Here is a 12,319-nt window from a genome sequence, read left to right as displayed (position 1 = left end):
GTCAGGACTCCTTGCGGGAGGTGGGGGACGTACTGGGGGCGGAGGACACCGTGGCGGGGTTGGTCCCGGCCCGCGAGAGGACGAGCAGCAGCAGCCACGTGATGAGGAGGCTGAGGATGGAGACGGCGACGGACATCCGGGCGTGGGCCCCGGAGATGGTGACGATCCACACGGCGAAGGGCCGGAAGCCCAGCAGCGAGGCGATGGTGAACTCGCCGAGGACCAGCGCCAGGGTGAGGAACGCGGCTCCGGCGAGCGAGGCCCGGAGGTTGGGCAGCAGCACGCGCAGGACCACGTACGGCCAGCTCGCGCCACAGCTGCGCGCGGCTTCGACCAGCGTCGGCACGTCGATGGCGCGCATGCCCGCGTCGAGGGAGCGGTAGACGAAGGGCAGGGCCAGCACCGTGTACGCGAGGACGAGCACGACGGGGAACCGCTCGTCCTGCACGGCGAGGAAGGTCTGGTACAGCGGGGTCCGCGACAGGTGCTCGGGCCCCCAGCGCAGCACGGTGGTGATACCGGTGACCAGCGCGATCGGCGGGACCACCAGCGGCAGCATGCACATCACCTCCACGACCGGGCGCAGCCGCGGCGAGCCGAGGCGTACGGCGACCAGTGCGGGAACGGCGAGCAGCAGCGACACCGCGATCGTCGCGGCGGCCAGCCCGAGCGAGAGCAGCATGCTCTCGGTGAAGCCGTCCGCGGCGAGGAGCTGGGTGTACGCCTCGAAGCCGACGCCCTGGCCGGGCACGTGCACGGTGAAGACGAAGGAGGCGACGAGCGGTACGAGGAAGTACGCGCCCGCCGGCAGGAGCACGGCTCCGCGCCAGACGCGGGAACGGGGGCGGCGGCGCGGGGCGCGGACCTTCCCGGTGGAGCCGGCCGCCGCCGCCCCGGTGTCCGGGGCGGTGCCCGCGGTGTCCGGGGCGGTCGGTGCGGGCGTCGGGGTCATCGCAGCCATCGGGCGCTCCGTCGCTGGAGGGGCAGGTAGACCGCCATGACGAGGCCGGCGATCAGGATCATGTCGAGGCCGAGGGCGAGCGCCACGTTCTCCTGTCCGGTCAGCACGTTGCCGGACAGCGCGTCGGCGATCTTGAGCGTGACCAGCGGTACGGAGCCGCCCACCAGGGCCGCGGCCGTGGCGTGGGCGGCGAAGGCGGTGCCGAAGAGCAGCACGAACCCGCCGAGCAGGGAGGGCGCGAGCACCGGCAGTCCGACGTGGCGCCAGAACTGCCAAGCGCTGGCCCCGTTGTTCTGTGCGGCTTCGCGCCACTGCGGGCGCAGTCCGTCCAGCGCCGGGGCGATCACCAGCACCATGAGGGGGATCAGGAAGTACAGGTAGACCACGGTCAGGCCGGTGAAGGAGTACAGGTTCCAGCCGAATCCGGTGAGGTCGGCGAGCTGGGTGACGACTCCGGAGATGCCCACGGTGGCGATGAACGCGAACGCGAGCGGCACGCCGCCGAAGTTGGCGAGCACGCCGGACGCGGTCAGCGCCGCGCTGCGCAGGGCTTGCGACCGGGAGGTGACCACGGCCTGCGCGATCAGGACCCCGAGCACCCCGCCGATCAGGGCGGTGAGGGCGGAGAGCTGGACGCTGCCGATGAGCGAGCCGAGGTACGGGCCCTGGAGCGAGCGCGCGAGGTGCTCGCCGGTCAGCTGCGTGGCACCGGTCGAGGGGTCGGTGCGCGTGACCGCGCCGAACGCGATGGCGCCGAGCGGGATGCCGAAGCAGAGCCCTGTGAAGGCGAGGAGGGGCAGGGCGGCGAGCCAGGTGCGCGGGCCGCGCCGCCGGCGGCGGCTGGTGGTGCCGCCGCCGGTGGTGGTCCCCTCCGGGTGGGAGGTGGGGGTGGAGGGGGACATCAGGAGAGGGCCTTGTCCCACTTCTCGGCGAGGGTGGCCTTGGCCTTGTCCAGCTCCGCGGAGGCGGGGAAGGCCGGGGTGCCCTGGATCTGCGGGAGCTTGGCGGCGGCGTCCTTGTCGACGGTGCCGTCCTGGGTCATCACCGGGAGCAGGACCGCGCGGGCGTGGCCCTTGAGGTACAGGTTCTGGCCCTCGGCGCTGTACAGGAACTCCATCCACAGGCGGGCGGCCGCCGGGTTCGGGGCCTCCTTGTTGACGGCCTGCGAGTAGTACTGGGCGTAGACGCCGTCGGTGGGGACGGCGACCTTCCAGTCGACGCCCTTGCCCTTGAACTGCTCGGCGTAGCCGGCGTTCAGGTAGTCCCAGTCGATGGAGATGGGCGTCTCGCCCTTCTCCACGGTGGCCGGGGTGGACTCGACCGGGATGAAGTTGCCGTTCTTGCGCAGCTGGCCGAAGAAGTCGATGCCGGGCTGGATGTCGGCGAAGGAGCCCTTGTTGGCGAGGGCTGCCGCGTAGACGCCGCCGAAGGCCGAACCGGACTTGGTCGGGTTGCCGTTGAGGGCGACCTTGCCCTTGTACTCGGGCTTCAGCAGGTCCGCGAACGTGGTCGGGCAGTTCGGGATCTTGGCCGCGTCGCAGCCGATGGAGACGTAGCCGCCGTAGTCGTTGTACCAGCGGGCGTCGGCGTCCTTCTGGCCCGCGGGGATCTTGTCCCAGGCGGTGACCTTGTACGGGGCGAACAGGTTCTCGCCGGCTCCGCTGCGGGCGAAGGCGATGCCGAGGTCCATGACGTCGGGGGCGCGCGTCTGGCCCTTGCGGGACTTCACGGCGGCGATCTCGTCGGCGCTGGAGGCGTCCGGGTTCTCGCTGTTGACCTTGATCTTGTACTTGGCCTCGAAGGCCTTGATGATCTCGCCGTAGTTCGCCCAGTCCGGCGGCAGCGCGATGACGTTGAGCTGGCCCTCCTTCTGGGCGGCCGCGACGAGGGCGTCCATGCCGCCGAGGTCGGCCGCCGAGGTGGCGGCGCCCGGCTGGGCCTTGGACTTGCCGTCGCCGGCGGTGCCGGCGGCCTGGTCCGGAGCGGCGCCACACGCGCTGAGCGTGGTGAGGACGGCGGCGCTGAGCAGTACGGCCGCACCGCGGCGGGCGGAGGAACTGAGCACGGTCTCTCCCGGAGACGGGTTCCTGACGGGGGTCGACTTGTCTGAACAAGTTGGCTCCAGTTCGCCCGGCCTCGCTGTACGGACGGTGAACGGGGACTGGACCGCGGGGCACGAGTCGAGGAAGAGACGAGATTGACCGAAAGAAGGCGTGACAGGGAGGATCTAATGATCTTCGACGCCCCGGTCGGGGGGCTCGTCGGGATACGGTCGACGGCAGTGGACGGCAGTCGGCGACAGCGGCGCGGGCAGCGAGGGGGCGGAGTACGCAATGGGCACGATCCGGTATCTGGAGATCGCCGACGCGCTGCGCACGGCGATCCTGTCCGGCGAGTACGCCGTGGGCGCCCAGCTGCCCTCGGAGAGCGATCTGGCCGCCCGCTGGTCCGCCTCGCGCGGGACCGTCCGGCAAGCGGTGGCCACGCTCGCCGCGGAGGGGCTGATCGGCTCACGGCAGGGCGCCCGGAGGATCGTTCTGCGCCACGAGCGACGGCACAGCTTCGGCGAGCTCAACAGCTTCGCCCAGTGGGCCGAGGGGCTCGGCCAGGAGGTCACCAGCCGCTTCCTCTCCCGGGTCCGCCGGCCGGCCACCGCCGAGGAGGCGGAGCGGCTCGCGCTCGCGCCGGACACCGAGATCCTGTCCGTGCTGCGGCTGAGGCTCCTCGACGGGGAGCCCACCATGGTGGAGCGGACCGCGTTCGCCGACTGGGTCGCGGCCCCGGTCGAGGCGATGCCGGACGACGTCCGCTCCGTCATGGACAGTCTCGCGAACGGCTCCGGGATCGTCGCCCACTACGGCGAGCACCTCATCGACGCGCTCTCCGCCGGCAGCGAGGACGCCCGGCTGCTGGAGATCCGGCGCGGCAGCCCGCTGCTACGGCAGCGGCACGTCTCGGCCACGGCCACGGGTCGCCCGATCGAGTGGACCGACGACCGCTACCGCGCCGGAAGCGTCACGTTCAGTGTGAGCAACTCAGCGGTAACCACTCCCCTGGAGCGCCGTACGGGCGAGGGCTGACGGCTCAGATCCCGAGCGCGGCCGCCGTTTCGTCGATCGCCCCGGGCAGCCAGTCCGCGACCCGGCCGAATCGGTAACCCAGTTCCGTGGAGGGCCCGTTGTCGAGGGCGTAGTCGCGGTCGAAGGAGAACGGCGAGGCGGGGGCGCCCGGTTCCACGACCCGGAACCGGGCAGGCCGGCCCACCCGCGCGGCGACCAGCGCCGACAGTGCGAGCACGTCCAGCGCCCCGTGCGAGGCGGCGTCGACCGTACCGGTGAAGGACTGGCCGGCGGCCCACCGGAGGAACCGCGCGATCTCGTGGTGGTGGATGAACGAGGTGGCGTACGGGGCCTCGTGGACGTCCACCGGGGTTCCGGCGGCGATCCGCCCGACGTAGTGCGCGAGGCGCCCGGTGAACTCCTCCCGGCCGCCGCCGAGTACGTGCGCGGTCCGTACGGCGGCGAAGCGGAAGGGGCCGTCGTCCTCGCCCGGACCTCCCAGGACGGCCTCGGCCCGCCGCTTGCCCTCGGCGTAGGCGCGGGCCTCGGGGGTGGGCGGCGCCGGATCGCGGACCTCCATCGTCGAGGTCATCACGTACCGCGCGGTCCGCCCCGCGAAGACCTTGCGGGCGAGGGCGGCCTGGCGCGGCGTGTAGCAGACCTGGTCGACGACGGTGTCGAAGGTGCGCCCGCCCAGGGCGGCGAGCAGCTGCCCCTCGTCGTCGCGGTCGGCGACGAGCCGGCCGACGCCGGGCGGGGGCGCGGCGGAGCCGCGGTTGAGGACGGTGACCTCGTCGCCCGCGTCGCGCAGGAGGGTGACCAGGTGTTTTCCGAAGTACCGGCTTCCGCCGATCACGAGAATCTTCCGCATGGGCTCGACTGTGCCGCTGTATCGTCCCCAGCGGAACCGATCACCTGCTGTACGGGTATGAAGGAAAACTGATGATCGACGTGCAGCGCCTGCGCATCCTGCGGGCCGTCGCCGAGCACGGCAGCTTCAACAAAGCGGCCGCCGCCCTGCTGCTGACCCCTTCCGCCGTATCGCAGCACATCGCCTCGCTGGAGCGCGGCCTGGGCCACCCGGTGGCGGTGCGCAGCACGCGCGGGGTCACCCTGACCGAGCCGGGGCGCCTGCTGGTGGAGGCGGCCGAGACGATCTCCGCCGAGCTGGACCAGGTCCGCCGCGAGATCGACCGGCTGACGGCGGACCGTCCCCGTCTGACGGTGGCCACGTTCACCAGCGGCGGCCGCAGGCTGCTGCCCGCGGCGCTGGCCGGGTTCGTGGCCGCGCACCCCGAGGTGGAGCTGACCGTACGGGAAGCCGAACCGGAGGCCGCGGTGCCCATGGTGCGCGGGGGCGAGGCGGATCTCGCCCTGGCCTACCACTTCGACGGGCCGCTGCCCCTGCGGTCCGGGCTCGACTGGACGCCGCTGATGGACGATCCGCTGTGGCTGGTGCTGCCCCGCGCACACCGGCTCGCCGGCCGCACCTCCCTCGATCTGGCCGAACTCTGCGCCGAGCGATGGGTGTTGGGGTGCCTGAAGACGGAGGCACACCTACGCAGGTACGCGGGGCTCGCGGGCTTCGAACTGCGGGTGGCGGCCTCCACCACCGACTACTTCTTCGCCCAGAGCCTGGTCGCCGCGGGCGTCGGCGTCGCACTGATCCCGCACATGTCCCTGGCCCCGGAGGCCGCCGTCGCCCTCGTACGGATCGAACCTCCCTGCCCGGCCCGGCACATCGGCGTGGTCACCCCCCACCGCCGGCGTCCGCACCCGTACGCGGAGGCCCTGACCGCGGCCCTCGCCGGGGCGGTGGAGCAGTGACCGATCACCTCCTGCCTGGCCTCGCCGCCAACCCCGCGCCGCCCCCGGCCCTGCACGATCCGCCGGTGCGGCGGGCGCTGCGCGCCATCTCCGCCCACCCGCGCGCGACGGCCGCGGCGCTGCTGCCCTGCCTACCGAAGAGCGGGCCCGTCCGGCGGCCGCCCGGCATCCGACACGGCCGAGGACCCCTCCGTACGACCCGCCCCCACCGGTGGACGAACTGGTGGGCGTCACTTCCGTGGGGCGGGTGTCGTTAGGGCCTCGGGGTTGACTCTGGGGGCGAAGGGATGACGGAATGCGGCAGTTTCCTCTGGAGATGCACCAGATGGCACCGGGACGGGTCGTCGAGTGGCGGTTGCGGTCCACGGCCGGGACGGCGGCGGACGCCGACGGCACGGCCGACGCGCCGGGCGGGGTGCGGGGCGGGGTGCCGGGCGGGGTGCCGTCCGACGCGGCGGGCAGGAGGGCTTCCTTCAACCAGGACAAGCACTTCACCGTCGCCGAGGAGAGCCGCGGCGCCGACGACCCCGTCGCGTCCTGGATCGCGGTCACCTTCGAGGTCACGGGCGTACTGGACGAGCGGGCCCTGACCCGGGCCCTGCTGGCCTTCGTGCGCCGGCACGAGGTGTTGCGGTGTGAATTCCGCCGCCTCGCCGGTGAGTTGGCCTGCGAGCCGATCGCCGCGGCGGAACTCGCCCTCGACACCGTGCCCGTGGCGGTGTTCGACTCCTCCGAGGCCCTGCGCGGCTTCCTCGTCGACCGGTTCAAGCGCAGCATCGACACGCTGTCCTGGCCGCTGTTCACCATGGGGGCCGTCCTGCGCGAGCAGTCCGCGACCGTCTACCTGGCCTTCGACCACATCGTGTGCGACGGCCTGTCGATGCCGATCGTGGTCCACGAGGTGCAGAGCGCGTACGAGGCACTGTGCCGCGGCGAGGACATCGACCTGCCGCCCGCGCCGAGCTATCTCGACTTCGCCGAGGAGCAGCGCCGCCGCTACCTCTCCATCGAGACCGGGGACGAGCGCCTCGGGTACTGGAAGTCGTTCATGGCACGCGGCGGCGGCGAGTTCTTCCCCCGGTTCCCGCTCGAACTCGGCGTGGAGCCGGACCGGATGTACCCGATCGTCAACGAGGCCTCGCCGCTGCTGGACGCGGCCGAGACCGAGGTGTTCGAGAAGGCCTGCCGTGCGGTGGACGGCAAGCCGTTCATGGGGGTCCTGGCGGCCGTCGCGGTCTGTCTGCGCGAGGCGGGCGGTCCGGGCGTGTACCGGGGCTTCATGCCCGTCAGCGAGCGCGGCCGGTCCGGCTGGGCGAACTCGGTGGGCTGGTTCGTCAACACCATGCCGATCGAGTTCGACGCCTCTCCCGGCCGGGACTTCGCCCAGGTCATGGCGGCGGTCCGGACCGGGTTCGGCGAGATGATGAAGCACATCGACGTGCCGTTCGTACGGGCCTGGCAGCTGCTGGCTCCCACCGAGTTCGCCGCCCGCTCCTGGCCCTACCCGGTGAACTTCTTCTCGTACATCGACACCCGCAAGTGTCCTGGCGCCGAGCGGCACGAGGACTGGCGGCCGAGCTCGCACGTGTGGTCGGCGCGGGCCAATGGTGCCTGCTCCTGGTTCCAGCGGGACGCCGACGGTCTGCACATGAACTCGATCTACGTGGACACCGACGCCGCGCGGCGCACGATGGACGATTTCCAGGAGGCGCTGCGCGCGACCGTCCGGGAGATCGCCCGGCACGGTTCCTTCCGGCGGCCGGTGGCCCTCACCGCGCCGCGCCGTCCGCTCGGCACTCCGCTGAACGGCGCGGCCCGCGAGGGCGCGGCCCTGAACGGCGCCGCCCCGTACGCCCCCTCCACCAGCCGCTCCTGACGATGCCGGCCGCCCGTGTTCACACGCGGGCGGCACGCCCCAGCAGCAGGTCCCGTTCGCGCGCGTTGTGCGTGAGCGAGGCGGCGCGCTCGAACTCCTCACGGGCCTCCTCCCGGCGGCCCAGCCGCTCCAGCAGGTCGCCCCGGACGCTCGGCAACAGGTGGTACGCGCGCAGAGCGGGCTCCCCGGCGAGGGCGTCGACCAGCGGGAGCGCGGCTTCCGGGCCGTCGGCCATCGAGACGGCGACCGCCCGGTTGAGTTCCACGACCGGGGACGGGACCAGTTCGACGAGCCGTCCGTAGAGGGTGGCGATCGTCGCCCAGTCGGTGTCCTCGTAGCGGACGGCCTCCGCGTGGCAGCCGGCGATCGCGGCCTGCACGGAGTACGGGCCGCTCCCCGCGTACCGCATCGCGCGGGCGCCGCGGTGGATCAGCATCCGGTTCCATTTGGACCGGTTCTGGTCGGCCAGCAGCACCGGCTCCCCGTCGGGGCCGGTACGGGCGGGGATCCGGGAGGCCTGGAACTCCAGGAGCGCCGCCAGCCCGTGGACCTCGGGCTCCTTGGGCATCAGGGCGGCCAGTACGCGGGCCAGGCGCAGGGCGTCCTCGCACAGGGCGGGGCGGACGAGGTCGTCGCCGGCGGTCGCCGAGTACCCCTCGTTGAAGACGAGGTAGATGACCTCCAGGACCGAGGCGAGCCGCTGCTCGCGGTCGGCTCCGTACGGGACCTCGAAGGGCACTCCCGCCTTGGCCAGGGCCCGCTTCGCCCGGACGATGCGCTGGGCGACGGTGGGCTCCGAGGTGAGGAAGGCGCGGGCGATCTCCTGCGTGGTGAGCCCGCCCATCAGGCGCAGGGTGAGCGCGATCCGGGCCTCGGTGGCCAGGACGGGATGGCAGGCGGTGAAGATCAGCCGCAGCAGGTCGTCGTCGATGTCCTCGGGAGCCGCGGGCTCGGCGGGCGGTGGGACGTCCTCCAGGGTCCGGCCCACCTCGGCCAGCTTGCGGGCGTACGTCTCCTTGCGGCGCACGAGGTCGATCGCGCGGTGTTTGGCGGTGGCCATGAGCCAGGCGCCCGGCCTGTCCGGGACACCCGACTCCGGCCACTGTTCCAGGGCGGCGACCAGCGCGTCCTGGGCGATCTCCTCGGCGATGCCTACGTCGCGCACGATGCGCGCGGCGGCGGCGATGATCCGCGCCGCCTCGATCCGGAACACCGTTTCGACCGCCTGGGTCGCGCTCACTGCCGTCACGGCCACCCATCAGAGCAGCCGTGACGGGGCAGGGCAAATACGGCGCGGGGCACTGCACGGCCGTGGCGCGGCGGCGGGCTGCCGCGGCAAGGCCGCGGGCCGCCCCGGCACGGCCGCGGCGGGGTCAGCCCCCGTCGATCTGGCGCAGCTCGGCGCCGACCGTCCATTCCTCGGGGTGGATCTCCAGGAACCGCTTGGTCCACTCCAGCGCCTCGGCCTTGTCCTTGGCCTGGAGGATGGCGTAGCCGCCGACGACCTCCTTGGTCTCGGTGAAGGGCCCGTCGGTGTAGCTCAGCTTGCCGCCGGACCAGGTCACCCGGGTGCCCTCGGAGGTGGGGAGCAGCCCGGCGGTGTCGAGCATGACCCCGGCCTTGGTGATCTCCTCCATCAGCGCGCCCATGCGCTCCCCGAACTCCGGCGGGAACTCGGTGTCGGCGGGAAGGGCCTGCTCGTCGATACGGATCAGGGAAAGGAAGCGCGGCATGGTGGCTCCTCGGTCGGACGGGCGGGGGCTTTCCCCGCCTCTCACTGCTTCGTCGAACGGGAGGCGCCCGGATCGACAGCTTCCCGGAGATTTCTTCAAAAGGATTCTTCCGGGCCGAACGGCGCTACTCGCGAGTAGGATCGCGGGCTCCGGCCCCTGCGAGAGGACCTTCCGATGCCGCGCACTCCTTCTTCCCCTCTTCTGCTCGCCGGACTGCTGGCGACCGCGGGCATCGCGCACGCGCTCGCTCCGAAGCAGTTCGACGCGACCGTCCCGAGCGCCCTGCCCGGCACCGCCCGGCAGTGGACGTACGCGAGCGGCGCGGCCGAGCTGGCGCTGGCCGCCGGTGTCGCCCATCCGCGGACCCGCCGGATGGCGGCGCTGGCCACGGCGGCCTTCTTCGTCGGCGTGTTCCCGGCGAACGTGAAGATGGCCGTCGACGCCGGGCGCCGCTCCCCCGCCTTCCGGGCCGCGACGCTCGCCCGGCTGCCGCTCCAGGTCCCGCTGGTCCTGTGGGCGCGCAACGTGAGCCGCGGTGCCTCCGGCTGATGCCGTGCCCCTCCGGAGCGCGGGCTCTCGCCCGATCGGATCACGGGCTGTCGCCCGACCAGTCCCAGTGGTCCGGGTCGGCCGCGCGGCGTCGGTAGTGGGCGCGGCCGCCGGCCCCGTAGCGCCCTATCTCGGTGGGGAGCCGGGCCTCTTCGGCGAGTTGGCCCGGGCTCCAGCCCGTGATGTCCAGGAGGAGCCCGTCCAGCGGGCCGCCCACGAGTTCGCCGTAGAGGCGGCCGGGGCGCGCGCCGGGGTCGGGGTCGTCGTGGTCGGCGCCGTAGACCCGGCGCCTGAGCATCCTGTCGTCCATGAGCCCAGCTTCACAGCCACCACTGACAACGGGCCCCGCGGCGCCGGTCCTCAGCCTTCGAGGAGGCGCTGCCCGACGTACTCCCCCGGCGCGATCCCGCCCGGTACGGCGAACAGGGCGGACGCCTCGTGCTCGGTGTACCGGGCGAGGGCGTCGCCCCGGGCCAGCCGTCGCTGGACGGGGACGAAGCCCGTACGGGGATCGGCCTGCCAGGCGACGAAGAGCAGCCCCGCGTCCGGTGTGCCGTCGGGCCGCAGGCCGTCGTAGTACGACCATCCGCGCCTCAGCATCGTCGCGCCCGCGTTGGTGCGCGGCGCGGCGAGCCGGATGTGGGCGTTGGCGGCGATGACGGGGATCCCGTCCGGCCGCGCGGCGTCCAGGTCCACCGGCGTGCGCTCGGTGCCGCCGGTCAGCGGGGCCCCGTCGGCCACCCGCCGCCCCACGGCCTCCTCGCGGTGGTGGACGGGCAGCCCCTCCCAGGTGTCGAGGAGCATCCGGATCCGGCGCACGACCACGTACGAGCCCCCGGTCAGCCAGGCCGGCGCGTCCGGCCCGCCGACCAGGATCCGGGCGCGCCCGGCGGGGTCCTCGGCCGGGGCCGGGTTGGCGGTCCCGTCGAGCTGGCCCATGAGGTTGCGGTGGGTGCCGGACGGGGCTTCGGAGGAAGCGGCTTCGGAGGGCGCCGCCCCGGGCGGCCGGGTGAACCCGGACATCACCCAGCGGGTCCGTGCGACGCCCCGGGCCAGCCGCTGGAGCGTGCGCAGGGCGTGCACGGCGGCGAACGGGTCGTCCGCGCCGACCTGTACGAACAGATCGCCGCCGGAGCGGGCCGGATCGAGCCGGTCGTCCGTGAAGGCGGGCAGCGGTGCGAGGGCCTCCGGCCGGGCCTCGGCGAGCCCGAGCCGGTCGAAGAGTCCGGCCCCGAAGCCGAAGGTGGCGGTGAGCGCGGCGGGGCCGGCACCGAGGGCGGTGCCGGTGTCGCCGTCCGCCCCCGGACCGCCCCCGGCGGGCGGCTCGCCGCGGCTCATCCGCTCCGCCGCCCCCGTCCAGGCGCGCAACAGGGCGGCAGCCCGCGCCCGGTCCGTCTCGGCCCCGAGGTCCAGGGCGGCGAGGTGCGCGTAGGGCTGGCGCCTGGTCAGGATCCCGGCCTGGTACGGGCCGTGGAAGGGGACGACGGAGGCCGGCCGCCGCTCCCCGGTCCGGGAGCCGGCCCCGGAGCCGGTCAGCACGGCGCCGCCCGCGGCCAGGGCGGCCAGCCCTCCGGCTCCGAGCAGGGCCCGGCGGGCGACACCGGACCGGTCACCGGACGGACCGCTCCCGCCGGATTCCCCGGACCCGCGGACCTCCGCCGTCACTTCGCCCCGTCGACCACCGGGTCGACGACTCCGACCCACAGCTGGTTCAGCTCGGACACGTACCGGCCGCCCTTGGTGTCCTGCGGTACGACCAGCCGCGGGCCGGCCGCGTCGTCGAACGGCACGCCGTCCTCGGAGACCGCGAGCAGGATCTGGCTCTTGGCGAACCCGGGATCGAGTTCGGCCCAGGCGAAGACGGCGCGGTAGTCGCCGCCCCCGGTCGCGGCGACCACCCCGCGCAGCTGGCCGTTCTTCTTGCTCTGGTCGAAGCGCGGCTCCGCCGTCTTCAGCACCTCGTACAGCGGCACGCCGGCGTAGGTGTGCTCCTGGTCGCCCTTGGCGCTGGTGAACTTCACCGGCGCCGAGCTCTGGGGCAGCTTGCGCAGGTCGGCGAGGGTGAGGGTGTAGGGCTTGGCGACCTCGCCGCCGACCCGCACCTCGCCGGGCCCCAGGGGCGCGGCCGAGGGCTTCGCCGACGCCCCCGCCCCGGCCCCGGCCCCGGCCCCGGCGGAAGCGGAGGCGGAGGCCGCCGCATCCGCCTTGGCGTCCTTCCCCTCCGCCGGCTGACCGCAGCCCGCGAGGACCAGCGCGCCCGCCGCGAGCGCGAGGCCCGCTCTCCGAAGGCTCCTGCGACGTTCCATGGACGACC

13 protein-coding genes are annotated in these 12,319 nt (G+C 73.6%); 4 read left to right on the top strand and 9 right to left on the bottom strand.

Going from position 1 to position 12,319, the window contains the following annotated elements; translation table 11 throughout:
• Position 1: 1 nt before the first annotated feature.
• From ACFYXV_RS10900 to ACFYXV_RS10890, 3 genes are read right to left on the bottom strand one after another with little or no spacing between them, the layout of a single operon-like run.
• Positions 2-961, bottom strand: coding sequence for an ABC transporter permease (locus tag ACFYXV_RS10900; protein WP_389382665.1), 960 nt, complete (start codon positions 959-961; stop codon positions 2-4).
• Entirely contained in the window at positions 949-1,863 is a 915-nt protein-coding gene (locus ACFYXV_RS10895) for an ABC transporter permease (protein WP_389382664.1), read from the bottom strand. Before ACFYXV_RS10895 ends, ACFYXV_RS10900 begins: the two co-directional genes overlap by 13 nt.
• Entirely contained in the window at positions 1,863-3,026 is a 1,164-nt protein-coding gene (locus ACFYXV_RS10890; protein WP_389382663.1) for an ABC transporter substrate-binding protein, read from the bottom strand. Before ACFYXV_RS10890 ends, ACFYXV_RS10895 begins: the two co-directional genes overlap by 1 nt.
• Positions 3,027-3,294: 268 nt before the next feature.
• Here ACFYXV_RS10890 and ACFYXV_RS10885 point away from each other — a divergent pair, with 268 nt between their 5' ends.
• On the top strand, positions 3,295-4,041 hold the full coding sequence (locus ACFYXV_RS10885) for a GntR family transcriptional regulator (protein ID WP_385470680.1): 747 nt from the start codon (positions 3,295-3,297) through the stop codon (positions 4,039-4,041).
• A gap of 4 nt (positions 4,042-4,045) precedes the next feature.
• Here the strand turns inward: ACFYXV_RS10885 and ACFYXV_RS10880 are convergent, their stop codons facing one another.
• Positions 4,046-4,891, bottom strand: a complete 846-nt coding sequence (locus ACFYXV_RS10880) for a reductase (RefSeq protein WP_389382662.1) — start codon at positions 4,889-4,891, stop codon at positions 4,046-4,048.
• A 71-nt stretch (positions 4,892-4,962) separates the two neighbouring features.
• Between ACFYXV_RS10880 and ACFYXV_RS10875 the strand changes: the two genes are divergently transcribed.
• The gene (locus ACFYXV_RS10875; protein WP_385470684.1) at positions 4,963-5,847 is read left to right on the top strand and encodes a LysR family transcriptional regulator; all 885 of its coding nucleotides are present in this window, start codon (positions 4,963-4,965) and stop codon (positions 5,845-5,847) included.
• Between the two features lie 295 nt (positions 5,848-6,142).
• The gene (locus ACFYXV_RS10870; RefSeq protein WP_389382661.1) at positions 6,143-7,723 is read left to right on the top strand and encodes a condensation domain-containing protein; all 1,581 of its coding nucleotides are present in this window, start codon (positions 6,143-6,145) and stop codon (positions 7,721-7,723) included.
• 19 nt (positions 7,724-7,742) lie between these two features.
• On the opposite strand, the gene ACFYXV_RS10865 is transcribed toward ACFYXV_RS10870, so the two are convergent.
• Entirely contained in the window at positions 7,743-8,963 is a 1,221-nt protein-coding gene (locus tag ACFYXV_RS10865; protein ID WP_385470720.1) for an RNA polymerase sigma factor, read from the bottom strand.
• Between the two features lie 133 nt (positions 8,964-9,096).
• Entirely contained in the window at positions 9,097-9,456 is a 360-nt protein-coding gene (locus tag ACFYXV_RS10860) for a YciI family protein (RefSeq protein ID WP_048478644.1), read from the bottom strand.
• A gap of 174 nt (positions 9,457-9,630) precedes the next feature.
• Here ACFYXV_RS10860 and ACFYXV_RS10855 point away from each other — a divergent pair, with 174 nt between their 5' ends.
• Positions 9,631-10,005, top strand: coding sequence for a hypothetical protein (locus ACFYXV_RS10855; protein ID WP_383338769.1), 375 nt, complete (start codon positions 9,631-9,633; stop codon positions 10,003-10,005).
• Between the two features lie 40 nt (positions 10,006-10,045).
• Here ACFYXV_RS10855 and ACFYXV_RS10850 read toward each other — a convergent pair whose 3' ends face one another.
• From ACFYXV_RS10850 to ACFYXV_RS10840, 3 genes are read right to left on the bottom strand one after another with little or no spacing between them, the layout of a single operon-like run.
• Positions 10,046-10,315 (bottom strand): hypothetical protein, encoded by a 270-nt coding sequence (locus ACFYXV_RS10850; RefSeq protein WP_376014578.1) that lies wholly within the window; start codon positions 10,313-10,315, stop codon positions 10,046-10,048.
• 50 nt (positions 10,316-10,365) lie between these two features.
• Positions 10,366-11,670 (bottom strand): Dyp-type peroxidase, encoded by a 1,305-nt coding sequence (locus ACFYXV_RS10845; protein ID WP_389382660.1) that lies wholly within the window; start codon positions 11,668-11,670, stop codon positions 10,366-10,368.
• Positions 11,667-12,311: a molybdopterin-dependent oxidoreductase gene (locus ACFYXV_RS10840; protein ID WP_389382659.1), complete on the bottom strand. Its 645-nt coding sequence runs from the start codon at positions 12,309-12,311 to the stop codon at positions 11,667-11,669. The genes ACFYXV_RS10845 and ACFYXV_RS10840 overlap by 4 nt, the downstream gene beginning before the upstream one ends.
• Positions 12,312-12,319: the final 8 nt, after the last annotated feature.

Origin of the sequence: Streptomyces sp. NPDC002181, from assembly GCF_042890485.1 — a bacterium.
In the GTDB taxonomy this organism is placed as follows: Bacteria; Actinomycetota; Actinomycetes; order Streptomycetales; family Streptomycetaceae; genus Streptomyces.
The sequence above is the reverse complement of the archived record's forward strand: the minus strand, read 5'-3'. Positions and strand labels throughout refer to the sequence as shown.